Origin of the sequence: Allobaculum sp. Allo2 (assembly GCF_022701175.1) — a bacterium.
Classification (GTDB): Bacteria; Bacillota_I; Bacilli_A; order Erysipelotrichales; family Erysipelotrichaceae; genus Allobaculum; species Allobaculum fili.
Window position 1 is genome coordinate 2,329,882 of the sequence record NZ_CP078088.1, and the last position, 25,380, is coordinate 2,355,261.

The window sequence follows — 25,380 nt, forward strand, 5'->3', positions numbered from 1 at the left end:
AAAATATAAGAAATGACAACGCTCATGAACAGGGTATACGATTTTTATCCCTCCTTAACTTAATGACATTGGAATGATAAGAGAAAAGAAAGGAAAAATGATTATGATTTCAGGAAATCTGCTGCTTGATTTCCTTGATTTCAGGATACCGTTTTTCTGGAAAGATGTATTCTGACGCCCGCAATTTCTTTATAGCTTCTTAATACCATTTTGCATTCGTTAATTCAGCCTTGATCTGTTCCAAATCCGTACGGCGATACTTCTTTTCACCAATAGAAACCGCCGGTCGCGCCATATCACCAGCTGCTTCCAGTCCCCTGTCCGGGAAAAAGCATTGTCGACTGTCTGCCAAGGCAGTACCCAAAAGAAAAGAGAGCCTGAGGCGTTCTATCGCCGTTTCATCGGTTCTGTCCAGCTTCTGTATACGGGGATGCCTGCATATACCATTTATTCCGCGCATCCTTGTTTCCTGCTTTCTCTTCCGCATCTTGTAAAGAAAAGAGCCGCTACCGGCTCTTTCTTCTTAGTTTAGAGATGCTCGCCGGGCCCAACTCCCCGGTTCTCTTTTGACCATACAGGTGTGTGGCTGCTGGGTAGATTCACCACCTCGAGTATCTCTGAAAAATTATATCCTCCAAAAATTGTAAAGTTCTATTTCACCAGAATTGTTAAGTTTTTATTTGACTTCGATCACCCTGTTTAACAGATTCTTTACTTCCTAAAGTAAATATATTATTTCCAATATGTTAATTTCATGAGCATATTTTTAGCGTTGCTGGGGTACTGATCCTGACGGACGGATACTCATTGCTGGTTGTGTGCTGGTTACGGAGAATTTTTCATGCATTCTGCGGATATGTTTTAACTGCATTCGAATTATCGCAGAGCAACAGTGGATTTTTCCTGTTCCCGCTTTATGTAAAGTAATTTAAAGAAAAAGGCCGTCTCCGGGGCGAATCGGGACGACCTTTTCTAAAAAAGAGAAAAAGAAAGGAAATTGTATTATTCAGGAAATCTGCTGCTGATTTCCATGGCTGTATACTACCCCATCCATTGGTCTCTGTCTTCTGAGAAGACCTGTTTTTCTTAATTATTTCTTTACAACCGCTTTCACAGTTTCGTCGCTGGTTTTGAAAGCGGTTGTTGTTTTAAGCAGTAAGAATTGGAATGAATTAAGGCAGAACGGGATGTACGTATCCGATCAGCGGATTGGCGCAGGATACGGAATAAACCGCTGTAGTGTATCCGTTCCAGCCGCCGTGTACAGCCTGTCCGTTGCCGATGTAGATTGCTACATGGCCCTGGTACACACAGATATCGCCAGGAACGGGGTTGTTCGTCAGCGGGCCAAGAGAAAGATAGGCTTCTGGAGCGCCGTGGAAGTTGATGCCGACCGTTTTAAGCGAATTGGTCACCAGCATGGTGCAGTCCTGATTCACGCCGATCTGCGCAAGGGCTGCCTGTGCGATTTTGTCGTAGCCGCTCAGATCTTCCTTTCCTTTGCCGTTCTCGTCATAGACGTAGCCGTCTTTGGTTACGGACATTTCTTTCTGTCCGTTTTCATCGAAACTGTAGCGAACGCCGTCCACATCGCGGGTCTGGCCTTTGACGATGGATCCGTCGGCATCCAGGTAGTATTCCTTGCCTTCGTAGTCGGTCCAGCCTGTCTGCGTATTGCCGTTTTCATCGAGCAGATAGGTCTTGCCGTCCTTTTCAATTTCAGCGGCTTCTTCTACCTTGCGGCCGGTCGTTTCATCATAGTAGACGGTTTTGCCTTCTTCTTTGACAAAGCCGGTTACTTTCTGACCGTTCTCATCAAAGAGATAGTTGCCGTCTTTTGTATTCAGCTTTCCCGAAGCGAGAAGACCAAACTGATCGTAGTAAACGGTTTTTCCTTTTTCTACGACTTCGCCGGTTTTCTTTTCGAGAAGACTGGTTGTTTTATTTTTAATCGTTGACTGATTTCGATCGATTCCATTAAAGAAATTGGACGAAACCGACATGGCTTCTTTTCCAAGTGATTGATTTGCGGGTTCAGCAGCAAATACGGACACTGATGGAATACCGCAGGCTACTGCCATTGCTAAAGTCATCGCGGCATGTCTTGCCAGAAACTTATTTTTCATAGTTGGTCCTCCTTGCGCTTGCCCAAAGAGAGTACCAATTATCCAAAACGGAAGCAAAATGACCAGAATAATTTCTTAAATATTTCCAAACAATCCGATTCGTATAAAAGCGATGGGCCCTTTAAGTAAAGGGTCTTCACGCAGAATGTGGAAAAGTGTGTGTGAATCACGAAAATTGTAAAAAAATGAGTGTTCATTATACATATACATTTTTAAAGAAATTTGGAATTCTCATAAACAAAAAGAAATCGCTTACTTTGTCAAAAATCCGATACCTATCGTTAAATGAACATTAAAGCGGCTTTCAGAAACGCCTTGACGACTTTGCAAAAATGAGGCGTTCAAAATTCTGTTCTCGTTATGCATACATCCCCTGTCCTTTGGGGCGCTTCTTCCAAGCCGCTATCCGCCGGAATGTATTTCCTGTTTCTGCGCGGGATGAAGCTCTGTGAATGGAATTTGGCACGCTTCATAATGATTTACATTTCCCTGGAAAAATCTTTCGATACAAAAAGACAGCCGCATCGGGTTCGTCTCGATGCGGCTGATGATATTCGCTGAATACAGCTGAGTATAAAGGTTTAGAAAATCAGGTTGCGCGGAGTACGCGGATACGGCTGTACGTCGCGGATGTTCTGGATGCCGGAGAGGTACATGAGCATGCGGTCAAATCCAAGACCGAATCCGGAATGAACGCATCCGCCAAAGCGGCGCAAGTCCATGTACCACTGCAGAGTGGATTCTTCCATGCCCATGTCGTCCATTTTCTTTTTCAGAACATCGTAGCGCTCTTCACGCTGGCTTCCGCCGACGAGCTCGCCGACATACGGAACGAGAAGGTCGCAGGCCGCTACGGTCTTGCCGTCTTCGTTTTCACGCATGTAGAACGCTTTGATTTCTTTCGGATAGTCGATCAGGAACACCGGACCGCCTACAACCTGTTCGCAAATGTAGCGTTCGTGCTCGGACTGAAGATCCATGCCCCAGTAAATGTTCTTGTTGTCGAAGCGGTCTTTGACTTTTCCAGTTCCTTGATGGCTTCGGTATACGTCATACGACGGAATTCGCTGTCGGCTACCTTTTAACGCGATTGATGCAGTCTTTATCGATCATTTTCTGGAAGAACGCCATTTCTTCCGGTGCATGTTCCAGAACGTAGCGGATGCAGTACTTGATCATGTCCTCGATCACGTCCATGTTATCGGACAGATCCGCGAAAGCGAGTTCCGGTTCGATCATCCAGAACTCAGCCGCATGACGGGTCGTGTTTGAGTTTTCCGCACGGAACGTCGGACCGAACGTATATACGTTGCGGTACGTCAGCGCAAACGGCTCAACGTGCAGCTGGCCGGATACGGTCAGCTGGGCGTGCTTGCCGAAGAAGTCCTTTTCGTACTCCTGATCATCAATGGTCGTTACGGTAAAGCATTCACCGGCGCCTTCCGCATCGTTTCCCGTAATGATTGGCGTTTGTACATAAACAAAGCCGCGGTCCTGGAAGAACGTATGAATCGCCATGGACAGAACGGAACGCAGACGGAATACCGCGTAGTACGTGTTGGCACGCGGACGAACGTGCGGGATTTCGCGCATGAATTCATAGCTGTGTCTCTTCTTCTGCAGCGGATAGTCATGATCCGCCATACCGAGAACGGTAATGGAATCGGCTGCCACTTCGAGAGGCTGTTTAGCCTCCGGTGTCGCGTGGACTGTACCTTTTACTTCAATAGCACTGCCGGTTGTGATTTTGGAAGCCTGTTCGTAGCCTTCCATTTCTGGAGAATAGACAATCTGAAGATTGGAGAAGCAGCTTCCGTCATTGAATTCGATAAAGCTGATATTTTTCGAATTTCGATTGGTTCTCACCCATCCCTGCAGGGTCACGGGTTTTCCATCGTATTCGCTGATCTTTTCTTTCAGTTTCTTTACAAGCATTAAAATGCTCCTTTCCTTAAAGAGAAAAGCGTCCCTCCATCAGGAACGCTCCAATCCGCAGATCTGATTCAGGCGGATTAATTCATGCGCCATAGGCACAGAAAAACGTCTCGCTAAGAGCTATGGGTATTAAACCATTGCGAGACGTAAATTACAATATGAGCGCCAGCTAAAGCCGAAACAGAGCGTCACAAAGCCGGCCGTTCCAGCCAAATCGCGGTCTTCCCGTTTTGCTTTTCGATGCAAAAACACCTGCCTTCTCGCAGAAAAAGGCAAGTGCAGACAGCTTAGCTGTTTCCGTTTTTGGTGGAGGCGCTGTCCATGGAGTTGGTCGTGAAAACGAGCTCCTGAATCGAGCTGACCACATCAACGGCTTTGACCATCACGTGATGCGGAACCTGAAAATGCTGGTGGGTAAAATCGACGATGCCGATTATGCCGTTGGCAATCAGACGGTCAACGGTAGCCTGGATATCTTCCGAAATGGTCAGGATGGCAATGCGGCATCCTTTGGGGATGCGTGTTTCCAGCTCATCGAGCGAGTATACATTGATGCCGAACATGTTTCCGGTCTTGGCCGGATCGATATCGAACGCGCAGGCGATTTCGCCGACGACATAATCCCACTTGTTATAGTTCATCAGGGCACGGCCAAGGTTGCCGGCACCGACCAGAATGATTTTTCATCAAAATCTACACCAAGCTCCTGATTGAAAATCTCGATCAGTTTGTCTACATCATATCCGTAGCCCTGTTTTCCCAGGTTTCCAAGAAACGAGAAATCGCGGCGGATCGTAGTCGGTTCAATGTCTACGAAGTTGCTCAGCTCGCGCGACATGATTTTGGAAACCCCGTTTTTCTGAAGTTTACGAAGCGCTTTAAGATATACCGGATATCTCTGCAGGGTCGCCTTTGGAACAGAGTTTGCGTTTTTCATGATTATCACCGCTCCAATCATAACAAAGAATTCCTAATTTGTGAATTTATCTCTTATTTGAACAAGAGATTTTTAATCCAAAAAACAGATATGTCTGTATTTTCAAAAGACCGCCCCTAAATGGGAGCAGCCTCGAGCGTTTTACGATGATTTTTATGATTTTTCTGTACGGATCGGTTTAGACGGCTTGCTTCTTTCCCTTTTTAAGAGGGTGCTCGACCACGCCTTAAACAGGCGGACAAGCGAGGGCAAAGACCACATCCAGCGATTGAGAGCGATTTTCTTCAGAAAAATGCGCAGAGCGCCCTGCGCTGCCTGCCGGCTGTCCCGTAAAATCCGCCGGCGCAAAATCATGGGCCAGGCCACTTCGCAAATCCAGAGCGCCAGATTCATGAACAGGAACAGAACGATCAGGCAGGCCCCGTAGGACCAGCGAAGCGCAATTGTCAGCACTCCAAAAGCAGAACCGTAAGCAGTACGAGAAGAGCGCCGACCCATTTTCTTAAGCGCCTGTGATCATCAAAGAGAATACGTGTCCTTCCTTTGTTTTCTGGCTCCTGTCCATTTAAGGCGTTTTCGAAGTCCATACGGGCAAAGAGCAGACGCCAGTCCGAATCCTTTCTGGCGTTTTCAATCGCCGCATGCCACAGACGGCACGCGGCAATATTGGCCTGCGAAGGAACGGTCTTTTCGGTCTCGATCTGCAGCTCCAGATCGAGTGCCTTTAAAGCGGTCTGTGCCGAGATCTGCTCCGGCTTAAACGCGCTGATCGTTCGCTGAAGCTTTTCTCTGGACGGGGAAGCCGTCGAAATTTCATTTTTCATATCCTGTTCAAGCTGCATGAGAATCGCGCAGTAAGTATCTTCCATGAGGCCGCCTCTCTTTCTCAGTTTCCGGATTTTCAACTTTGCATCGTTTTGCACGGGCTTAGTTTCGCTGGCCAGAGCCCGTCTTGTATAACGATCTTCTTACCCATTCGCGCTTATTCGTGCTTAATTCAGGCGAATGCGAATGAGCACCTGCCGGGCAATCCAGGCGATGCAAAGTCCGGAGAGCACGGAAAGCGCAAGCAGGGCCGGCAGAAACAAGCCCATGAAAAACTGCTGATAAATCCAGGCAATCGCAATGACCTGTCCGATCGTATGACAGGCCGCACCCAGCGTACTGACTCCGTAAATGGAAAACCAGCCCGAACGGTATGCCAGCGTCATGCCGATCAGAGACAGCGTACATCCGCATGCCGAGAGCAGAAAGCTGACGGAAAAGAGGGTACCAGTGGCCAGCGAAGCCAGGAAAATGCGCAGTACGGTAACCGCACACATTTCCTTTGGTCCATAGGCATACAGCGCGAACAGGCCGGCAATATTGGCCAGACCGATTTTGTAGCCGGGAATGATCGTAATCAGCGGAAAGAAAGATTCGACGATCTGCATGAGAATCGCTGCCGCGATCAGCAGCGAAAGAATCGTCATTTTACGAATTGTCCGGTTCATTGAATCACCGTATCTTCCTGGGCTTCACTGCCCTCAATCGTCACAATCGTCTCGTTGGGCAGACAGACAATGGGAACCGCCGGCGAATCTACATACCCCTGTCGGGAGCAGTAATGATGGGGCGAGTTTTCCTGCGTGACCGCAGCCTTACCATTTTTATGGAAATGTGGACCGTGCCTAAGGTGCCTTCCACCGAATATTCGCCGTCTTCGCTGAGCGGAAGCCGGAGCTTTTCTTCGCTGCGCACTTTCACGACGGCATATGAGCCGCCTTCTTTATAGTTCAGAAGCGGAAAAAGCAGAAGCACTGCACACGCCAGCAAAAGAACGATCAGAATCTTGTCCGCTTTGCGAAGACCGTCTTTGGAAAGGTCCGGACGGATCCGCTCGCGTCGAGACGATCTGGAACGCGTCGTACCCTTTGGCGACGTCTGAGGCAGCGCTGCATCCGTCTCTGCCGTTTTGCGCTCTGGACTGAATGAATTTTCCGGATAATCTTTGCGCTCTGGCATGGGTCTGCCTCCTTTTCTGTCTTACTATTCAGTATACCGGATCACGGCCTGGGTTTTGGTTTTCGAAACAGGCCGCACTCGGTTTGGAAATCCATGCAGGCCAAAGAAAACCCGCAGCATCGCTCTGCGGGTCTTTTTCGAATGGTGAAATTGCACTCGCCATTTGCGTCCAGACAGGATTTATCTTTTCCGCGTAGCGGATAGTGGAGTGCGTCGCCTTTATACTTGGCCAGATTCTTTTGACCAGAATCAGATTCTTTGTGATATCTACTTCCGGATCTATGTCGTATTCTTCTGCAATCTGTAGAAGAGCCTGATAGTCTCGTTTCTTCAGACGAATCAGAAACAGCTGCGCCAAATCCATGATCGCCTTTTCTAAACTGAAACCATGAAATCCTCGATCCATGATAAATATCCCTTTTTCTGTGATTCGGCGCATCAGTTCAAGAGCACCGATGCGTTCGTTTTTCTTAGCGAGTTTCTGGATTTCTACATCTGTGAAGAGCTTATTATCTACGTCATAAGCAGCGACCACATGGGCTCCAGCCCGTTTGCGTTTTGGAGATTTGGTCCGGAGGAAGTCGTCGCTGTCCTTGTTAAAGGGTTCGAGATGCAGAGTGGAGCCATCAATGGCATACGTCGGGTAAAGATACTTGCGATCCTCAAAGGCACCTGTAAGGAGCAGTCTGCTCATGACCTGCTCAAAGATGTCCTTAAAGAAGTCGGAACGGAGCTTGCTTCTAGCTTCGCTCAGTGCTTAATTGGCAAACTGGTTTTCTTCACAGAAGCCTGCATAAGAGGCAAGCTGGATCGGGAGATTCGTGCTCTGCATGGAGAAGATAAAGTCGACCAGCTTATCCAGAGGCAGCTTTTGGGTGTCACGACAGAAGGCGCTGTTCTGATGGTAGTTCGCATGACCGCTCATTACCGTTGCGGTCGATTCCTGGAGAATCGTACGCAGCTGGTCAGGCGATGGATGGTGACCGGAGGGCACAGTAGAGCCCATGGCGGTTTGTAAAGCGAATGCAGTGGAGCTTAAATGCGGCATGTCAATAGTTCCTTTCCAATTTGGAAAGGGGGAAAATGACCCCTTCAAGCTCCGCTGGATTATGGCCTGAAGGGCCCGCGATTTTGTCAATAATCTCATTTGTACAAGTTTTGAAACTTCCTAAACTTCCTGCCACAAAAAAGACAAATTATCTCAAATGGATAATTTGGCAATCTACAAAACCGTTAACCGAATGGCATTGCTTTTATATAGCAATTTCAATATCTATAACCGGAGTAAAAAATATGGAGAGAGTAAGGTCTTTTGTGTAAATTCCATCAAGGCATCAGACTGATACAATCAGCTTGAGCCTGACAAATTTATACAAGGAGACCACTTATGCCACGTAAAGCTAAAGCTGCACCAACCCTTCAGAAACAGATGTAAGCGTCAAATAGAACCCGTCTAGCGCCACCCCTCCGATCTCGGAAAATTATTCTGAATCGGAGGTTTTTTATGCAACTCGAAACCCTTATGAAGTGGGAAACACTTCTCGAAGATTTCTATCTTCATCCCGAACTGACTATGAAACAGTTCTGTCGGACTCGAGATCTGGACTATACCCGTTTTCGACGCATGGTTCATTGCGTCGAATCGGTAGAAAAGCTTGAACAGAAAAAGGCGCCAGAGCTTTCAGATCTGGCGTTCTTCAAAGTCGTCATTCAGGAGGAAAAATAAGATGGAATCAAAATTCAGCTTCACAAATATCTATATCGCCAAAGATCCGATCGACTTCAGAAAAGGAATGGGCGGTCTCGCTGCTCTTGTTCAGGATCAGTTTAAGCTCAGCCCTTTCGATGAATCTCTCTTCATCTTCACCAATCGCTCAAAGGGCCGCATCAAGTGCCTGTACTATGACGGAACGGGAACCTGGCTGTTCTACAAGGTTCTCAACTCCGGACATTTCGACTGGAGAATTACAGGAGATGGGATCGTGTCGATCACATCCCAGCAGCTGAACTGGCTGCTGGACGGTCTGAACATGGAGACGGGAAAGGTCTACAAGAAAACGACTCCCTGTTCCTCTGATCTGACGATTCTGCATATCCTTTCGATATAATCTGCTTATACTAAATAAGAATAATATTAATTTTATAATATTCAATATTAATTGATATAGATGGAATTATATGATATAGTTAAGGCATGAAAAATGATTTCTCCAGCCTGCTCCGTCTTATTCAAAGCCCGGATGGAGTGAAACAAGAAGATGTTTTAGAGATGTTCAAAGATGCTTCCAAAGAAGAACTTCTCAAAATAACCGCTCAGATTTCCGAGATGTTCAATTACAACTTCATCAAGAGAATCAAGAGCAGGAATGAGCGGTTTGGGACTTCTTCGGAGGGAATGCCTTCTCTGTTTGAGAACCTTCCTGAAGGGCATCTTGATGCCAATTCTAAAGCAGCGTCTGTCCTTGAGAATCTTTCTCAAGAACAGGAGGATGAGGAAATCGTTCAGACTCAAAGGGCAAAAGAAAACTCTTCACGACAATATCAATGATCTTCCTAAGATCACCAATACCATCGAACCGACCGGTCCAGAGTTTGAAGCGGTTAAAGATAAATGTGTCCAGCTTAAGTCTGTTGTTTATGACCAGATCGTTCACGTTCCTGCACAGTGGTATGTACAGCGCGATATTTACCCTGTTTATTTGTATGAAGACGAAAACGGAGAGACACATATTTTCCAGGCTAAGCCAGAAACATCCAAGCTGTTTCCAGGAAGTTATGCTTCCCCTTCTCTGACAGGGAAAATCATTTCCGACAAAGTCGTGCTTGGCCTTCCGTTCTACCGTCAGGAGCAGGATGTCAACAGGCAGGGGCTCTATCTGACCAGACAGACAATGAGCAACTGGGGAATAGAAACTTCGGAACAGTATCTGGAGTCGATATACAACCGCATGGTAAAAGATCTGAAACACAGCGGACACATTCATATGGATGAGACGCCTTTACGCGTATTAGAAAGCTCGAAAAGCGGGGGCAACAAGATGGGGACCATTATTGTTACCCGTACCAGCTGGGCGGAAAATCACCAGCTGGTCGTTTATCACGCCACCGAGCGCAAAGATAAGCAGGCGTTTGCGGATTTCCTTTCTCCGGACTATTCCGGAACAATCATCTGTGACGCAGCGGATGTACACAGGATATATAAGGACGCCACGCTTGCCTTCTGTATGGCACATGCCAGACGCAAGCTCACGGATCACCTCAAAACACGCAGGGATTACAAAGCGTATCTGAAACTGAGTGATGAAGAGAAAACGAAGTTTCTGGAGGAGGAAGAGAACCTGGGCCTGAGCCTGACCCTGAAAGCCCTCGCTCTGTTCCAGAAGCTTTATAAAATCGAACGGACAGCCAAAAATCTGCACGAAACCCCTGAGCAGATTCAGATCCGCAGAGATAAGGAAAGCCGTCCCGTGTTCGAAGCCCTCGAAGCCCTGATGTGGAAAATCTACGATGGCGCAGCCCCAAAGTCAGAATTGAAGAAAGCTGCAGAATACTTCGTCAAAAATCGAAAAGAATTAGCTGCTTTCTTAGAAGACAGAGCAACTCCAATCGATGACAATGCGTGCGAGCGAATGGTGAAGCCATTCGTAATGGCCAGAAAGAACTTCCTGTTTTCCAATACGTTCAGAGGAGCCAAAGCCACAGCCATCTGCTTCACGATCCTGCAGAGCGCTATTCTCAACGGCCTGGATCCAAGAAAGTATCTGGTCTATGTTCTGGATGTTTTATCCACACAGGGACTCCAGGACCATATCGTTGAGGGGCTGCTTCCATATTCGAAAACGCTGCCGGCTGATCTGTATGTGGAAAGGGAAGAAAATTAGAGAGATCCGAAAAAGCCAGAAGAAATTCTGGCCTTTTCTCGTGGCCAAACGCTTTTCGCAGACAAAAGCCTTCAAACTGCTCAACCAGCAGCCCACTGGGCAGTCGGTCGAGCAGTTTTTATAAAGAAGAGCGCAGACGTCTTCACGGAAATTGTGAAGGAGTCTGCGCTCGATTTCTAGACGGGTTCTATTTGACGCTTACTCATCAGATTGGCGAGCTCTTACAGAAAGAATCGACTTCTCTGCTCTGGTTCCTGTTTCTTTCAGAAAGGAGCTTAGACATGACCATTCAGATTCAAAAGTCCGTCTGCGCCGGACTCGATGTTCATAAAAACAATGTCTACGCCTGGGTCTGCTGTTCTGTGAAAGATCCTAAAACCAATGTGGACGTTCTCAAGCTCAAATCGAAAAGTTCAGATCCAACCATACGGATCTTTCTGAGATGTGTGACTGGATTCTTGAGATGACGAAGAAAATTCTGAAATCTCAGCCGCATGATCCGATCGATGTCTACATGAAATCCACCGGAAAATACTCCACACCGGTTTACAACGTCTGTGAAGAGAAAAAGCTGATTCCGCATATAGTCAATCCAAAACACGTGCGGATGATCACTGGTCAGAAAACAGACCAGAAGGACGCTGCGTGGATCGCAGAACTGGGAATTAACGGCCTTCTCAGGGAATCCTATATTCCCGAACGGCGCATTCGAGAAGCCAGACGACTGTCACGCACGCGGACAAAACTGGTTTACGTCAGAGGCGACGATATCCGTCGCATTCGAAATATCCTGACCGAAGCCAATATCCGACTTGATTTGATCTTCTCGGGTGTTGAAGGGGAATCGGCAAGGAATGTTATCCAATACCTGCTGGACACGGAGGTGCCGGTACTGGAAGAAGTACAGAAGCGGATTCGTAAATCGTGCAGTATCGTCAAGTTTGCCAATGCTCAGGAGCGTAAAGAAAAAGAAGAAGAACTTTATAAAGCGTTCGCCGGCGCCAAGTTCTCCCCCTCGCAGAAATTTGAGCTCAAATCCGCCTATCAAAGAATTGACCATACGGCTAAGCAGATTCAAGACTACGAATCTATGATGCAAGAAACTCTTGAACCGGTGAATTGAAATAGTAAACGCACCCATTGAACTCTTTCTCGTTGCATTTAGTCCTTCAACCACAATCGTTGCGTTTAGTCCTTCAATCCAGATAACTTAAGGTCGTTCTTGTTTAGCGAAAAATGTACTGACCGATTCGGCCAGTCTTCGATGTTCTCCTTCCAAAACAGACAGGAGGGCCTTATGCCTAATCAAAAACATCTCAACGCTGTCACTCGAAAACTGATTCAAGACGGTCTGGACCAGGGGCTTTCTATGGCTGAAATCGCCCGACAGATCGACAAGTCTAAAAGCACCGTCAGCCGCGAAGTCAAAGCGCACATTTCCTTTCAGCCGTGTCTTAAGGAATCTGATTCCAACGGTAAAGCTGTCATCTGGGATTGCGTCTGTATTCATGAATGCAGCCCTGACAACGGGATTTGTAAATCTCCATGTAAAAAGCGAAAGCCGATTCCTTGCGAATTCAGAGACAAAAAGGATTCTGCAACGGATGTCCTAAAGCCCATCGGCCTCGGCGGTGCAAACTCGAAAAGCGCCTCTACAAAGCGAAACAGGCGCAGGAGGAGTACGAAAAAACTCTTAGAGAATCGCGCACTGGGATCAACCTTACCGGTGAAGAATTCCAATATGTGAAACGCATCATCAGTGAAGGAGTTAAAAACGGGCAGTCTCTTTCCTCTATCTGTCAGCGCTGCCCAGAGATCCCAGTAACGGAGCGTACTGTCTATACCTGGATCGAACATCGGGAATTAGCCGATCAGGGAGTCTTAAATATCGATCTCCCCTTAAGGTAAAGCGAGAAATCCGATTCAAGCCCTCTATCAAAACGAAAAAGCGGAAAGACAATTCTGTGGTTTGAGGCCGAACTTATGAGGATTTTCAGAAACACCTCGCTTCACACCCAGGTGTATCGGTAGTTGAAATGGATACGGTCTATAACGACGTAACCAACGGGCCATTCATGCAGACTTTTCTATTTCGCGATCCGCACCATCTGTTTCTCGCTGTTTACCACACAGAAAAGACCGCTCAGGCGATGTCTGAAGGACTTAAAACTCTCCACGATCAGCTTGGAGCCCAGACTTTCCGACGACTGTTCGCGGTGGTTCTGACCGATCTCGGTTCAGAATTTACTGCAGTCGAAGAAATCGAAGCACTCGGTGTGAAAGTGTTTTACTGCGATCCGATGCAGTCTATCCAGAAAGCCTCCGTTGAGAACAAACATCTTCTTTTAAGGAGAATTTCCCCGAAGAACCGAGGCGGCCATATTTTTGATTTAGTCAAGCTGGGACTGACCAGTCAGGAGCAGCTGAACATCGCTGTCTCGCATATCAACTCATATGGATTAAAAAGTCTGCACGGTCATACGCCGTACGATTATTTCTGCTTTCTGGAAAAATCTTCTGAAATTGTGGAAAAACTAGGAATCAAAAAAATAGATCCGGCTTCTGTCCACTTGAAGCCAGATCTGTTAACTCGCTAAACAATAACGAGAGTTAAGAAGGAGAACGAACACACCTTAATTCACATATTTGGCAGTTGCATTTAGTATCGGAGTAAAAAATACACTAATCAACTGCTCTTTTTGTCGTGGCTGCATTTAGTCCTTCCAACTCAAAAATTTTAGCATGGAAGCACAGAAAAGGCGAAACGCGGCCCTGGTAAAGAAAAATCCCCTCAGTTTCCTGGCTTAGATAAAGGAAATTGAGAGGAAAGGTAGATTTTGAAACAGTAAATGGAACGCTCGTTTTTATCAGTTCAATGGGTGCGTTTACTATTTCAATTCACCAATTCCTGGGATTTCCCATCTCTCGGCGAAACAGATTCTCGGCGAAATCGGTCCGAAAATGGATTGCTTCGTAAACGTGAAGCACTTTATAAGCTGGTGCGGTCTTTGTCCCGCAAGTAATCAGAGTAACGGAAAGCACAAATCAGTGAAGATAGGAAAGGGTGGGAGATACCTGAAGCCTGTACTGATTCAGTGCGCTCCCAACGCCGTTAAAAATCCATATTTTGGCAATAAGTATAAAGCCATTTCTGGCAGACGAGGCAAGAAGAGAGCTCTGGTGGCTATTGCGAGAAAAATGATGACAGCAGCCTATCACATGCTTCGAACCGGAGAATGTTTCCGGCCCAGTGATGAATCTGACGTATCGAATACAGCGGTCCCGGCTGAGAACGAGACGGTTGAAGAAAACAGCTGCACCGAAGCCGAGAATTTCGTGGAATTGGAGAACGTCCACGAAATTCAGAAAACGGCCGTAGAACTGGTTGAACTGACAAAAGAATCAGATCCAGTTCTTATTGAAAAGGTGCAGATCCTGCTTAAACAGATTGGAATTCCCTTTCAACTGGCAGAAACAACAACCAAGTCATTGTTGGTATAACGCAGAATACAAATGATGACGGCTAAGAAAAATTTCCCTTCGCAAGGAGGGCTTTTCGTCGTGCCATAAATCATCTAAAGACTTTCACATTTTCAAAAATATCTGCCTGAAATTTCCCTGCATACTCGCGAGTTTACAAGATCCAGGCGTAAGGTTCCACAGCAAACTGAAAAATTCAAAGCCGTGCCTCAGATCAGGAGACGGTAATATGCAGGGTTCTGGTAATGCTGTTGCCAAAGCGGTCGCGAATGCGAATATCCACATCCCGCTCTTCGGTATTCCACGTCAGATCCGAAGGAGCCTCGTAATAAACGCCCGAAAGATCGCTGGCGCCAAACACGTCATCCCAGTTCACGTCCTGTCCGTATTTTAAGTCGAGGCTGGACGGTGATCTCGCCAGAGAGGGGCCTTTGTGTCCTTGATCTTGATCACGAACGGTATGGTTTCCTGTCCGTCACGGATCAGAAAGTTATACTCGCCGACCGTCAGATAGTCCAGGCCGACGGTTACAAAGCGGTTGTCCGTAATGGTAATGCCCGGCGCATCCGCTTCTACGCTCAGACGGTCCAGATCGACTTTTTCCGGATTTTCGAGATAAAGTGAGGGATTGGCGTAGACGTCGACGCCCAGCTCCAGCACAAACGTCTGGTTGGTCAGGGTAAGGTTTTGCGAACAGCCCGTCAGCATTATACACAGGCCAGCGGCAAGGAGTCCTCTGGACTTGCGCTGCCTTTTGAAAAGCGACTGGTTTCTGTACGAGGCGTTTGAACGCATCAGTGTCTGTACGCGCCGTTTCAAGGAGAAAAAGAATTTGCGGATCATACGCCTGCTTCTTCCTTTTGCGGACAAGCCAGTTCGCGGATTTTCGCGAGACGGTGCTTCATACCCGATTTGGAAATCTTTTCTCCAAAGAGATCAAAAACCGCGTCGCAAAGCTCCAGCGTGGACGCTTCCGGATTTTGCTTGCGCGCTTCCATGACGTTGGAAATTTTCATCGGCACCTTGATGCCGCGCTCTTCGATCGTCGCAATCCAGACGAGCTGTTCGCTGGCGGCTTTCTGCGTTTTCATCTCGTTGGCTACTTCGCAGTTGTCCAGACGGGTCAGCTGATTGTAAAAGTCGCGCTGAATGCGCTGGCCTTCAAATTCGAACAGCGACTGGCTGGCGCCCAGAAGACGCAGAAAATCCGCGATCTTGTCTCCGGCTTTCGTATAGACGACAAAGCCCTTTTTCGGCGTCAGCAGTTTGGCCGGAATGTAAAAGCGGTTCATCAGCTTGATCGTCATCTGCGCCAGCTCCTGCGAAGGCAGATTCATTTCCAGATGGTAATTGGCCGTCTTTGGCGAGTTGATGCTGCCGGAGGCTGAAACAGACCCTGAATAAAAGCCCGCGCGTTTTTCTCGGAACGCACCATCGTATACGGCGGCACGCTGTACAGGCCGCTTTCGCGCAAAATGCCCAGATCTTCGAGGATGTCCGAAGCCTGTTCATACACCATCAGCCGGTAGACGTTGTTCTTTTTCAGATTCATCTTTTTCAGCGTGGAAAGCTGGATATCGACCTGATACTCGTTTTTCAGAAGCTGGAACACCAGCTTGGCAATGGAGGCATTTTCCGTCTGAAAGGAAAGCCAGGTTCCCTGCGAATTCCAGTTCAGCGAAGCTCTCGAAAGAAACAGCGCGCAAAGCATCGCCCTTGCCTGTGCGCCGGAAAAGGAAAGCTTGCTGATCTCGGCTTTGACATCACTTGAAAACGACATTTTCTTTCCCTTCGTCAAGCGTGTTCAGAATGGTCTGTACGCTGCGGGCGATAGCGTCGCTGTCATGACGGATCCGTCCGTTTTCATCCACGATGGACAGCTTTTCTTCCAGGATGGCGTACGTATGGTCGCTTTCCTTCAAGGTGACGGGATAGCTTGCCTGCTTGGCGTAGCGGTCCAGCGTTTCCTGCGGAATGGGCTGCGAATTGATCACGAGCAGATCGACGGAATTTTTAAACGTGTGCTTTTCAATGGCGCGAACGTGATCTTCCGCGGAAAAGCCGTCGGTTTCGCCGGGCTGCGTCATCGCGTTGCAGAAATACACTTTGGGAACCGGGCTGTCTGCGATTGCCTTGCCGACATCCTGAATGATCAGGTTGGGCAAAATTGAAGTGTAAAGAGAGCCGATTCCGTAAATGATCAGATCCGCCTGTTCGATGGCCGTGATCGCTTTATCGTAGGCATGAATTTCGTCGACGTAGTACACGCGCGAAATCGAGTTGTTCGTATTTGGAATGTTCTTTTCCCCGCGAACGAGCGTTCCGTCCGCCATCAGAGCGTAAAGAATCGCGTTGTCGAGGGTAGAGGGCAAAATGTTGCCTCGTACTTTCAGGACTTTGGAAATGGCCTGTACGGCGCCCATGAAGGAGCCGGTAATGTCCATAAGCGCCAGAAAGATCAGATTGCCCAGCTGATGACCGCCGATGTCGCTTGATCCGCTGAAACGGAAGTTCATCAAATCCGCGAACAGGTGGTCATCTTCGACTTCCGCCATGGCGCAGAGAACATGGCGGATATCGCCCATGGCTGGAGTATGGTAAATATCGCGCAGCCTCCCGGTGGATCCGCCGTCATCCGCTACGGTGATGACGGCCGTGAGCGAGACATCTTCGAGATGCTTGAGACCGCTCATCATCGCGGAAAGACCAGTACCACCGCCAATGACTACCACATTTTTCATGCTTCATCCTCCTTGACGGCATCGCGATGGAAGCAGTACGTCTTGTACTCCTTCCTGTACTGTTCATTGAGCCAGTTGCAGACGCTGACCGAACGGTGCTGACCGCCCGTACAGCCGATCGCCACGATGATGTGGTTCTTGTTCTGCGAACGGTAGGCTTCAAACACGAAGTCGAGATAGTCTTTCAGACGCCGGCTGAATTCCCGGGTTTCTTCGCGTTCCATGACGTACTTGTACACTTTTTCGTCATTGCCCGTCAGATCCTTGAGGGCCGGTTCATAAAACGGGTTGGGCAGAAAGCGGACGTCGATAATTTCATCGGCATCCATCGGCACGCCGTGCTTGAACCCAAACGACTGGAACGTAATCGCAAATTCCGGTTCGGTCGGGTTTTGAAATACGGTTTGAGCGCGTTGACCAGCGCCTGCGGGGTCAGCCGCGTGGTATCGAGGTGAAGGGTATCCTTCATGTTTTCTTCAAGATTTTTAAAGGAATCGCGTTCGAGCTCAATCGCTTCTTCGAGCGTGGACGCCTGATTTTTCAGAAGCAGCGGATGCATGCGGCGCGTAAAGCGGTAGCGCAGCAGCAGTTCTTCATCGCTGGCATCCACAAAGATCACCTGCAGCGGACGGCTGAGGGCGTCAAAGAAGTTCATGAAATCGACGTAGTCCTGACTCGACGCCGTCAGAGCCAGACGGTCGTAAGCCGGATCATCGCTTTCCATCAGTTTTTCCAGAGAGTTCAAAAGCTCCTTCGGGAAGTTGTCAATGCAGTTGTAGCCAAGATCGGCGAGCGCATTCATGGCAGAGGTTTTACCCGCACCGGACATGCCGGTAACGAGGACAAGCTGTTTTTCCACAGAGATCGCTCCTTTCTTTGGATTAACTTCGTATTATTCTATCAAACAAAGATGGCAGAAATCCGGTACAGAACAAATTCTTCTGTTCTGTCTGCACCAGCCTTCTGCCGTCCATTGAATCAGTCTGCGTTGGATTGTTCGAAAACGCGGATATTTTCGTTGGATCCGATGACGATGATCGTTTCATTGTCTTCGAATACGTAGTTCGGATCAATTTCCTCGATCGTTTCATCGCCTTTCTGAATGGCGATAATCGAGATGCCGTATTTCTGTCGAAGTGCGAGATCTTTCAGCGGCTTGCCGATGAAATTGTGCGGCACTTCGATCTGGGCGATATCGATATTTCCCGATACAGAGAAGTAATCGATGACGCGCTTGTTGGACAGCTGGTTGGCCAGCCGCTCCCCATCTCCCATTCCGGGTAGACGGCTTTCGCGCCGATCTTTTCGAGAATCGATCCCTGGTCCTTGGAGTTGGCTTTGGCGATGACCGTAGGCACTTTCAGATTCAGGCAGTAGAGCGTCGCCAGAATGTTGGCATCCATCTGCGAACCGATCGCGATGATCGCGGCGCTGCAGTCGGCCACACCGATTTCTTCGAGCGATTTCTGATCGAGATGATTGATGACATAGGCGTAATCCGTCAGATAGCGCAGTTCCCGTACGCGATCCGGATCTTTATCGACAATGATGACTTCCTGCCCGTTGGCAACGAGCGTCTGCGCAACGGCGGAACCAAAACGGCCCAGCCCGATTATGACGAATGTGCCCTGCGAGGGCATCTCGATCGATTTTTCCTGTTTGTTTTGCTTAAAGAACATGAAGTATCTTCCTTCCCCAAAAACACTTTTCCAGCCTCGCGGAACGCATTTTTACCGATTCCGTCACGGGCTTCATTTCTATACCGGCTGCCTGTCCATTCTGGGCGGGCAGTTTTTCTTTATCTTATGGATCAGCCGATCAGCACATTTTCTTCGGTGAACGAAGCGGAATGGGCGCGGCTGGTCACGAGCAGGTTGGCAATGGTCACCGGACCAAGTCGGCCGGTAAACATGACGACAATCAGAATCACACGCGATACCGGCTGCAGCGACGCGGTAATGCCGGTACTGCTTCCGACGGTCGCAAAGGCGCTGACGACTTCCGTCAGCACGTCAGAAAGCGCGAGATGGCTTTCGGCTACACAGATCAGAAAGGTCGCGATAAAGACGACCATCAGTCCGTAAAAGAGAACGGTGAATGCCTGCGTGAATACCAGATTGGGGACTTTGCGGAAAAAGCAGCTGTCCTCATCATGGGCCGTACTCGAGGAGATGGCTTTCAGGCCGATCACAAAGGCGGTTGTCGTTTTAATACCGCCGCCCGTCGAGTTTGGCGAGGCGCCGATAAACATCAGAACGATGAATACCAGCAGCGCGCCGTTGGAAAACGCGGAAAGCGGATAGGACGCGAAGCCGGCGGTTCGGGCAATGACCGACTGAAACCAGGCTTCGAGCCACGTCTGTCCGGTCGTGAACTTCAGCAGAATCGTTCCGGCACTGAGCAGGAAGACCGTCATGAACGCGGCGATCTTCGTCGTCAGCGACAGCTTGCGCCAGCAGAATTTTTCTTCCACAAATCGATCAGCGCCAGAAAGCCGAAGCTTCCGATAATAACCAGAATGGAAATCGTCATGCAGAAAGCGACGTCTCCCGCAAAGGGAATCAGCGAATCCCCGCCTGCAAACACGTCAAAGCCGGCGTTGTTAAACGCGGAAACGGAAAGAAAGCAGGCATGGCCAAATGCCTGAAGCGGATTAAAGTAGCGCATGAGCGGAAACCACAGGCAGATCGCGCCGATGGCTTCGAACGTAAAGGTGATGCGCAAAATGATCGTCGCCAGCTTCTGCAAATCGAAATAGTCGGTCAGATTTTGGGCGGCGACAAACAGGGACCGCGTTTTCAGACCCATTTTGCCGCCAGCGACGCGTATGAGCAAAATGCCCAGCAGGACAACGCCCATACCGCCGATCTGGATCAGAATCGCCAGAACGAATCGTCCAAACAAATTGAAGGTCTGTCCGGGGACGACTACCGTCAGACCCGTTACGCATACGGCACTCGTGGCTTCAAACAGCGCATCCAGAAAATTCAGCTGCTTTCCCGGCATCAGTGAAATGGGAAGCATGAGAAGGATGGCGCCGATCAGAATGACCAGACCAAAGCCGCCGGCCAGAAGTCTGGCCTGGGGCGTCCGGTTAAACCACTTGTGCATCGTAAAGCCTAACCTTTTTTCCTTAGAAATGTCATACCAGATATCCTTGTGACCATCGAGTCCAGGCTCGACGGGAAAACAAAACCCTGCAAAGCGACAGAAAACGCATGCCCTTCAAATCATTTCAAAGGGAATACGAACGCTGCAGAACGATACCGCAGGATACACCCGAATCCAGACGGTTTCTCAAATGGAGGCGGGCATCCCTGAAAATTTCTTCTTTTGAAAAAGCAAATTTCTGGCAGTTCTGCTTTTTTGCCAACGTGCAGGACATCAACAATATAGCACGATCCGCCTCAAACAACGGGAAGCGCCCATGGTTTTGGCGCCTTCGCCGGACAGTCGATTTCTTTTATCGCTATTCCGCTCTGTCTTTTCTGCTGCGGAAGCGCTCCTGCCGGAGACAGCTTTCAGCCTCTGTCGCCTCCTGGATTTTCTGAGAAACAAAGAGGCAGTCTGCACCAGGTTCTGTCCATGAAAAGATGCATGGAAAAAGCCGGAGGTTTTTCCTCCGGCTCTGTCCGTTCGAATTTGATATGTACAGTCTGAACAGCTGGATTACTGATCAGACAGCTGAGGTCTTTCTTGCATAACCGGCAAAGCTCCGGTCATTTTGGAGGACGCGTTTGCGGACGGATACGCGTCCTTTTTCTTCGTTTTGAACCCGCCGAACGTCCGGGTTCCTGCACGCGGCCCTCACTGTAAGAGCGTCTGGGGCCGTTTGGATACGAGCGCGCGTTTTTGGACGTTTTCATCGCTTTCGTCTCGTTCATAGCCGCACCAGACTTTGAAGACGACTTCGTCTGTTTTGGAGAATACGCGTTTGCATTTTTCGTGTTCTGGACGCGACCGGAGCCGTTTTTCTTCGTCCAGTTTCCCTTTGGTGAAGAGGCAGACGAATTTTTATACGAAGGTTTGCGGCGTCCATCGTTTTTCTCGATTCCATCCGGGCCGTTTCGGCCGCTTTGCGCTCATTTTTCTTACCAGCCGGCTTGCCGTTCCAGGCGGACGTTTTTTCGTACGCGGATCGTGCACATTCGGCTTTTTCGAATTCGAACGCTTTCCTTCCGCTGTCTTTACGGGGTTCGGACGCGAACTGGATGATCCCGAGCGGCCGTTTTTGCGGCTGGAATCCGACGAACCTTTTGCCGATCGAGCCGACGCAGAAGCCGCCTCCATACGCTTGAGGGCGGACGGGCGCAGGCGAATGTTCAGTTCAATATTATATTGTTCCAAAATCGACTGGGCATCGCGTGCGTTCAGCGAAAACTGCAGGTGTTCCTTTTTCAGCCGCATGCCGGGATAGCCGCCGGGCATGGGGAGCACGAGATCGGTTTTCATTTTTCCCAGCACGTAGCAGAGCTCGGCCATTTCCCTTGCGGAATGAGCATTCTCGCCGCCTTTGCGGGTCAGACATGAGTAGGGATTCTTTCGAATGCCCCAGCTTCGCCACGTCGCAAACAGTGTTTTGCGTGCGCGGGGATCCTGTGCGCGATCGATGGCCCGATACAGGTCTTCGACACTCGAATAATGACGGGCGAGCGCGACGGCGCGGGTTTCCCCGATGCCGCGAACGCCGGGAATATTATCGGAGCGGTCGCCCATCAGCGCCTTCATCATGCAGACGCAGCTGGCGCTGTAGCCAAACTCGCCTTCAAGAACCTGGTCGTCCACTTCGACCACCCGGCTGGGCAGTCCGGCCGGCATATTGTATTTGGTGCGCCAGGCATGCACTTTGTCGCGGTCGGACATGCCGTACCAGATTTTGGTGCGGGGACTGATCAGCTGGAAGTAGTCCTTGTCCCGCGTCAGCAGGCGGACCGGCAGCTGCTTTTCCATCTGCACAGCCAGACTGCCCGCAAAATCATCCGCTTCATAATCCGGGTGCTGAAACTGGGCAATTCCAAGTTCCTGACACAGGGTGTAGGCGGTCTGATACTGCTCGGCCAGAGGGGTCGGCGTACTGGATCGATTGGATTTATAGGAGGGCCACATGGATTTGCGGAAAGTGTGACGGTTTACGTCCCAGCAGACCGCCAGATGTGTTGGCCTCTGGTACGTCAGAATCGTAAAAATCGTATGAAAAAACGCTTCAATCGCGTCGCAGTAGCGGCCGTCAGCGTCTCTTTTAACAGTTTCGAGTAAAGTTCCTCTTTTTTTCCTCGTCTTTTTCCTTGCGGATGGCTTTGGGCAAAGAAGAAAAATAGCTGGTTGCAAGAAGTGAAGACCCGTCAATAATCAGAAGATATTCTGATTCAGGTTTCATGGTTTCTCCTTCCTTAAGATTAGAAATTTCCGCCAGGCTTTGCGATGCGTTTTGCATGGTCTTATTGGAAAAGCGCAGACCAGCCGGCTGTTCCGACAGCCCTGTCATAACAGAACAATCACATCAGACTTCCACAGAAGAAATCGTGATTCTATGAATTTATTCACCGCATTGTATTGTTTTATATGCTTAAGAACTATAGTCCGGCAGAGTCTTCATAATGCCATACTGTCCGATTTTTTCAACTCTATCCAGACTTCTTCCCTTTTCATTCTTTGCCCGGCTCCCGCACTTTCACAGGCCCAATCGTCTTTTTCAGATGTCGATTTTTCTCGTTTTGTCTGCGCAGGCCAGGCAGTTTTTCTCTTTTATAAAAGCAATGTCATTAAGTTAAGATTTCTCAGACCACATCAGCGTTAAGCAGTGATGTGGTCTTTTTCTACTCTTCAAGTCAAATCTCGAATGATTCGAGTTTTTCACTTTTTCTAAAAATCTATTGACAAATTTCTGCCGCCGCGCGGCTGCTTCGCAGCCGATGGGGAGAACTTAAAGGAGTTTTCCCTATGACTGCTATCGCCAAAGAATGTTCTTTCTTCAGAAACACCTTCCTCAATATCATCAGCTCAGAAACGGCGAACCCTGCCAATTTTACTTCTCAGTCCGCCTTCACCCGTAAGCGGCAGATTGACCTGCATGAGCTTGTCCTTCTTCCGTTTCAGCTGACAGAGGAATCCCTCGCTGCTTCCTTTCCCTGGATCCTGTTTAAGGGCGGATCATCTGTTTCAGCCTCTGCTGTGTCTCAGGCCCGTTCCAAAATCAACTCTTCACTTTATAAAAACGTCTTCAATCGGTTTAACAAGGCAACTTCCAGCTCTGATGTTAAAACCTTCAAGGGTTATCGCCTCCTCGCTGTAGATGGAAGCGAGATTCAAGTTCTTCCTGAACAGGACAATGACATCACCTATGGCGCTTCTAAAAAGGCAAGAAGAGGCACTTTGTTCATTTGAATGCCGAATTCGACGCCCTCAACTCCGTCTTTACTGACGCGCTGCTTCAACCCGGCTCTGAGAAGAATGAAGATTCAGCTCTTCTTGAACTCGCTCAGCGTTCTTCATTTCAGAAAGCCATCTTCATCGCTGATCGGGGATACGAAGCTCTTATGTCTTTCTATCGCCTGCAGAAGGAACATGTCCCTTTTGTCATACGTATCAAAGACGAGACATCATCTACAAGCATTCTCAAGTACTATAAGACTCCCGAGTCAGAAGAGTATGACATTCCTTTCAATGTGATTCTGACCAGTAAAAACAACAGGCATGTCAAAGACCATTGGGATGTCTATAAGTACATCTCTTCGTACAGGAAGCAGCCTGAATTTGACGGTCAAACGACTGAACTCCCTTTAAATATCAGGGTTGTGAGGTTCAAAGCTGCCTGCGAAGGGAATGAATCATTCATTACCGTCTGCACCAATCTGTCGGAAGCTGAGTTTGGGACCGAGGACATCAAGCAGATCTACCGTCTGCGCTGGCAGGTTGAAGTCGGCTTCAGGGGACTGAAACGAAACACCGATCTTGAATGGACTCATTCAAGGAAGCTTGATCTGGTCCAGGCAGAGATCTATGCCAAAATGACTCTCTACAATCTTTGTTCCCGTTTGCGCAACAAGGTAGAAAGATCTCGTCAGCACCAGAAGCGCATCGCTCAGGCCAAAAGCACAAGCAGAAGGCAGATTTCGGATTCATCATCAAAACGATTCAACAGTGGCTGTTCAAAAAGCCAGAATCAGCTTGAGTACACTGGAAGATCTTCTTCTGGCCAGGATATCTCCGATCAGAGAAGGAAGAGCTGATACCAGAAAGAAGAAGTGACAGATTTGAAAACCGAAAAGTCATCAGGATGATTTTTTCAACAGGTAGAAAATCATCCTTTTCGTCATGCCTGAGACGCAAAATATAAGAAATGACAACGCTCATGAACAGGGTATACGATTTTTATCCCTCCTTAACTTAATGACATTGTTATAAAAGAGATAAAAACCAAAAATCTGCTAAATTTGATCAGGGTTCCCCACTCCATGCCTTCTTTTTCGGTTCATTTTGGCTGTCTTCACCCTTTTTGGCCATATTTACGTTTATTTTGGGATTGTGGTAAATTGAGAATGATGAACAGGAATTCTTTATTACGACGCGCATGCCTGACATTTCTTATGGGCTCGCTCGCCATTGCTTCGATCGTCGTCTCGCTGACCTTCTTTCCCTTTCTGCATGAGCGGATGTATCCAGTCCGCTACATACAGAGCGAAACCCCGATTCTGAAAATTGATTCGCCCTACATTGAAAACGGTGAAATCGAGACGAGACAGTTTTCGCTCACGCGCGGACAGGAAGTGCGTCTGGTTGCCGGCGGGGCACACCTTTCGAGCATCGAAGCCGACGGAGAGATTCTCGAAATCGATAATTCCCATCTCTCACGCGATCAGCTCCAGGCTATGACACCTTCGCGCGCAAGCGTCAATCGCAAAGTCTGGCTGCGCAAGACCAAGGACGGCCCGCTCGAAGAAGCGTATATCCAGCCGGGCACGCCCTTTAAAGTGATCGACGCTGATCTCGACGATTACGATGCGAGTGCCGGGCTGCTGCGCTGGTATCAGATCGAAACGCTACCGAATTCAACAGAGGATGACGCTTCTTTCCAGCCGCTGACTGGATATATTCCCGGTTCTGTCGTGCTGTGGCTGGCCTATTCCAATGCGTCGACAGCACCCGCCAAAGAATTCCAGAAAGACATACCCGAAGCTGCTTCTCTGGGCAAGGAAGCCTACCCCAGCCGGACTGGAAAGAAAACTCGCTTCCCGATCCGGAACGCGCTCTGAACGTTTCCCTTCCTGTTCTGTTCG

At 48.7% G+C, this 25,380-nt stretch carries 30 protein-coding genes and 5 pseudogenes; 13 read left to right on the top strand and 22 right to left on the bottom strand.

All coding sequences use genetic code 11. From position 1 onward, the window contains the following. Window positions 1-199: 199 nt before the first annotated feature. From KWG61_RS13370 to KWG61_RS13415, 10 genes and pseudogenes are all read right to left on the bottom strand, one after another. Window positions 200-460 carry a hypothetical protein gene (locus KWG61_RS13370; protein WP_230268469.1) on the bottom strand — a complete coding sequence of 87 codons (261 nt, stop codon included), beginning with the start codon at window positions 458-460 and terminating at the stop codon, window positions 200-202. 712 nt (window positions 461-1,172) lie between these two features. Beyond that, window positions 1,173-2,126, bottom strand: a complete 954-nt coding sequence (locus tag KWG61_RS13375) for an NlpC/P60 family protein (RefSeq protein ID WP_230268470.1) — start codon at window positions 2,124-2,126, stop codon at window positions 1,173-1,175. 581 nt (window positions 2,127-2,707) lie between these two features. Further along, window positions 2,708-4,061, bottom strand: a pseudogene (gene asnS / locus KWG61_RS13380) (asparagine--tRNA ligase). Window positions 4,062-4,348: 287 nt separating this feature from the next. Next, window positions 4,349-4,998 (bottom strand): annotated as a pseudogene (locus KWG61_RS13385) (redox-sensing transcriptional repressor Rex). A 153-nt stretch (window positions 4,999-5,151) separates the two neighbouring features. Continuing rightward, window positions 5,152-5,451 carry a hypothetical protein gene (locus tag KWG61_RS13390; RefSeq protein WP_242744270.1) on the bottom strand — a complete coding sequence of 100 codons (300 nt, stop codon included), beginning with the start codon at window positions 5,449-5,451 and terminating at the stop codon, window positions 5,152-5,154. Then, on the bottom strand, window positions 5,445-5,867 hold the full coding sequence (locus tag KWG61_RS13395) for a hypothetical protein (protein WP_242744272.1): 423 nt from the start codon (window positions 5,865-5,867) through the stop codon (window positions 5,445-5,447). The genes KWG61_RS13390 and KWG61_RS13395 overlap by 7 nt, the downstream gene beginning before the upstream one ends. 123 nt (window positions 5,868-5,990) lie before the next feature. Further along, window positions 5,991-6,491 (bottom strand): Gx transporter family protein, encoded by a 501-nt coding sequence (locus KWG61_RS13400; RefSeq protein ID WP_230268474.1) that lies wholly within the window; start codon window positions 6,489-6,491, stop codon window positions 5,991-5,993. Further along, window positions 6,488-6,754 (bottom strand): NusG domain II-containing protein, encoded by a 267-nt coding sequence (locus KWG61_RS13405; protein ID WP_367614397.1) that lies wholly within the window; start codon window positions 6,752-6,754, stop codon window positions 6,488-6,490. The genes KWG61_RS13400 and KWG61_RS13405 overlap by 4 nt, the downstream gene beginning before the upstream one ends. A gap of 276 nt (window positions 6,755-7,030) precedes the next feature. Further along, window positions 7,031-7,696 carry a transposase gene (locus tag KWG61_RS13410; protein WP_242744274.1) on the bottom strand — a complete coding sequence of 222 codons (666 nt, stop codon included), beginning with the start codon at window positions 7,694-7,696 and terminating at the stop codon, window positions 7,031-7,033. Window positions 7,697-7,759: 63 nt separating this feature from the next. Next, complete coding sequence (locus KWG61_RS13415) at window positions 7,760-8,050, bottom strand: hypothetical protein (protein WP_230268548.1); 291 nt, start codon at window positions 8,048-8,050, stop codon at window positions 7,760-7,762. A gap of 456 nt (window positions 8,051-8,506) precedes the next feature. Between KWG61_RS13415 and KWG61_RS13420 the strand changes: the two genes are divergently transcribed. The 10 genes from KWG61_RS13420 (at window position 8,507) to KWG61_RS13465 (ending at window position 14,384) form a co-directional block, all read left to right on the top strand. Beyond that, window positions 8,507-8,728: a hypothetical protein gene (locus KWG61_RS13420; protein ID WP_230268117.1), complete on the top strand. Its 222-nt coding sequence runs from the start codon at window positions 8,507-8,509 to the stop codon at window positions 8,726-8,728. Window position 8,729: 1 nt separating this feature from the next. Then, window positions 8,730-9,110 (top strand): IS66 family insertion sequence element accessory protein TnpB, encoded by a 381-nt coding sequence (gene tnpB, locus KWG61_RS13425; RefSeq protein ID WP_242744275.1) that lies wholly within the window; start codon window positions 8,730-8,732, stop codon window positions 9,108-9,110. Window positions 9,111-9,196: 86 nt separating this feature from the next. Then, a complete protein-coding gene (locus KWG61_RS13430; RefSeq protein WP_242744276.1) occupies window positions 9,197-9,550 on the top strand; it encodes a hypothetical protein in 354 nt (117 codons plus the stop codon). Then, window positions 9,492-10,883: an IS66 family transposase gene (locus tag KWG61_RS13435; RefSeq protein WP_242744277.1), complete on the top strand. Its 1,392-nt coding sequence runs from the start codon at window positions 9,492-9,494 to the stop codon at window positions 10,881-10,883. Before KWG61_RS13430 ends, KWG61_RS13435 begins: the two co-directional genes overlap by 59 nt. Before the next feature lie 281 nt (window positions 10,884-11,164). Further along, window positions 11,165-11,350 (top strand): hypothetical protein, encoded by a 186-nt coding sequence (locus KWG61_RS13440; protein WP_242744278.1) that lies wholly within the window; start codon window positions 11,165-11,167, stop codon window positions 11,348-11,350. Further along, complete coding sequence (locus KWG61_RS13445; RefSeq protein ID WP_242744279.1) at window positions 11,326-12,006, top strand: IS110 family transposase; 681 nt, start codon at window positions 11,326-11,328, stop codon at window positions 12,004-12,006. The genes KWG61_RS13440 and KWG61_RS13445 overlap by 25 nt, the downstream gene beginning before the upstream one ends. A gap of 174 nt (window positions 12,007-12,180) precedes the next feature. After that, on the top strand, window positions 12,181-12,630 hold the full coding sequence (locus tag KWG61_RS13450; protein WP_256460890.1) for a helix-turn-helix domain-containing protein: 450 nt from the start codon (window positions 12,181-12,183) through the stop codon (window positions 12,628-12,630). Beyond that, on the top strand, window positions 12,627-12,791 hold the full coding sequence (locus tag KWG61_RS13455; RefSeq protein ID WP_242744281.1) for a hypothetical protein: 165 nt from the start codon (window positions 12,627-12,629) through the stop codon (window positions 12,789-12,791). Before KWG61_RS13450 ends, KWG61_RS13455 begins: the two co-directional genes overlap by 4 nt. 128 nt (window positions 12,792-12,919) lie before the next feature. Further along, window positions 12,920-13,480: a transposase gene (locus KWG61_RS13460; protein ID WP_230268352.1), complete on the top strand. Its 561-nt coding sequence runs from the start codon at window positions 12,920-12,922 to the stop codon at window positions 13,478-13,480. A gap of 316 nt (window positions 13,481-13,796) precedes the next feature. Continuing rightward, window positions 13,797-14,384: a transposase gene (locus KWG61_RS13465; protein ID WP_256460891.1), complete on the top strand. Its 588-nt coding sequence runs from the start codon at window positions 13,797-13,799 to the stop codon at window positions 14,382-14,384. A gap of 193 nt (window positions 14,385-14,577) precedes the next feature. On the opposite strand, the gene KWG61_RS13470 is transcribed toward KWG61_RS13465, so the two are convergent. The 12 genes and pseudogenes from KWG61_RS13470 to KWG61_RS13525 form a co-directional block, all read right to left on the bottom strand. After that, window positions 14,578-14,739, bottom strand: coding sequence for a hypothetical protein (locus KWG61_RS13470; protein WP_242744282.1), 162 nt, complete (start codon window positions 14,737-14,739; stop codon window positions 14,578-14,580). Window positions 14,740-14,753: 14 nt separating this feature from the next. Then, window positions 14,754-15,206, bottom strand: a complete 453-nt coding sequence (locus tag KWG61_RS13475) for a hypothetical protein (RefSeq protein WP_242744283.1) — start codon at window positions 15,204-15,206, stop codon at window positions 14,754-14,756. Further along, a pseudogene (gene whiA / locus KWG61_RS17810) lies at window positions 15,203-16,143 on the bottom strand (DNA-binding protein WhiA). The gene KWG61_RS13475 and the pseudogene whiA overlap by 4 nt, the downstream one beginning before the upstream one ends. Then, a complete protein-coding gene (gene yvcK, locus KWG61_RS13490) occupies window positions 16,127-17,104 on the bottom strand; it encodes a uridine diphosphate-N-acetylglucosamine-binding protein YvcK (protein ID WP_230268348.1) in 978 nt (325 codons plus the stop codon). Before yvcK ends, whiA begins: the two are co-directional and overlap by 17 nt. Beyond that, a pseudogene (rapZ, locus tag KWG61_RS13495) lies at window positions 17,101-17,933 on the bottom strand (RNase adapter RapZ). Before rapZ ends, yvcK begins: the two are co-directional and overlap by 4 nt. 149 nt (window positions 17,934-18,082) lie before the next feature. Further along, window positions 18,083-18,283, bottom strand: coding sequence for a cation:proton antiporter regulatory subunit (locus KWG61_RS13500; RefSeq protein WP_242744285.1), 201 nt, complete (start codon window positions 18,281-18,283; stop codon window positions 18,083-18,085). Next, window positions 18,253-18,783 (bottom strand): TrkA family potassium uptake protein, encoded by a 531-nt coding sequence (locus KWG61_RS13505; RefSeq protein WP_242744286.1) that lies wholly within the window; start codon window positions 18,781-18,783, stop codon window positions 18,253-18,255. The genes KWG61_RS13500 and KWG61_RS13505 overlap by 31 nt, the downstream gene beginning before the upstream one ends. Window positions 18,784-18,914: 131 nt before the next feature. Then, window positions 18,915-19,577: a potassium transporter TrkG gene (locus KWG61_RS13510; RefSeq protein WP_242744287.1), complete on the bottom strand. Its 663-nt coding sequence runs from the start codon at window positions 19,575-19,577 to the stop codon at window positions 18,915-18,917. Next, window positions 19,541-20,215: a potassium transporter TrkG gene (locus KWG61_RS13515; RefSeq protein ID WP_242744288.1), complete on the bottom strand. Its 675-nt coding sequence runs from the start codon at window positions 20,213-20,215 to the stop codon at window positions 19,541-19,543. Before KWG61_RS13515 ends, KWG61_RS13510 begins: the two co-directional genes overlap by 37 nt. Window positions 20,216-21,118: 903 nt before the next feature. Then, window positions 21,119-21,967, bottom strand: a complete 849-nt coding sequence (locus KWG61_RS16510) for a 5'-3' exonuclease H3TH domain-containing protein (protein ID WP_367614398.1) — start codon at window positions 21,965-21,967, stop codon at window positions 21,119-21,121. Next, window positions 21,965-22,330 (bottom strand): annotated as a pseudogene (locus tag KWG61_RS16515) (PIN domain-containing protein); the annotation flags it as partial. The gene KWG61_RS16510 and the pseudogene KWG61_RS16515, both read right to left, overlap by 3 nt. 13 nt (window positions 22,331-22,343) lie before the next feature. Beyond that, window positions 22,344-22,481, bottom strand: coding sequence for a hypothetical protein (locus tag KWG61_RS13525; RefSeq protein ID WP_242745747.1), 138 nt, complete (start codon window positions 22,479-22,481; stop codon window positions 22,344-22,346). 563 nt (window positions 22,482-23,044) lie between these two features. Here KWG61_RS13525 and KWG61_RS13530 point away from each other — a divergent pair. From KWG61_RS13530 to KWG61_RS13540, 3 genes are all read left to right on the top strand, one after another. After that, window positions 23,045-23,488, top strand: coding sequence for a hypothetical protein (locus KWG61_RS13530; protein WP_242743450.1), 444 nt, complete (start codon window positions 23,045-23,047; stop codon window positions 23,486-23,488). Next, a complete protein-coding gene (locus tag KWG61_RS13535; RefSeq protein ID WP_242744289.1) occupies window positions 23,485-24,333 on the top strand; it encodes a transposase in 849 nt (282 codons plus the stop codon). Before KWG61_RS13530 ends, KWG61_RS13535 begins: the two co-directional genes overlap by 4 nt. A 357-nt stretch (window positions 24,334-24,690) precedes the next feature. Further along, window positions 24,691-25,356 carry a hypothetical protein gene (locus KWG61_RS13540; RefSeq protein ID WP_242744290.1) on the top strand — a complete coding sequence of 222 codons (666 nt, stop codon included), beginning with the start codon at window positions 24,691-24,693 and terminating at the stop codon, window positions 25,354-25,356. Window positions 25,357-25,380 lie beyond the last annotated feature (24 nt).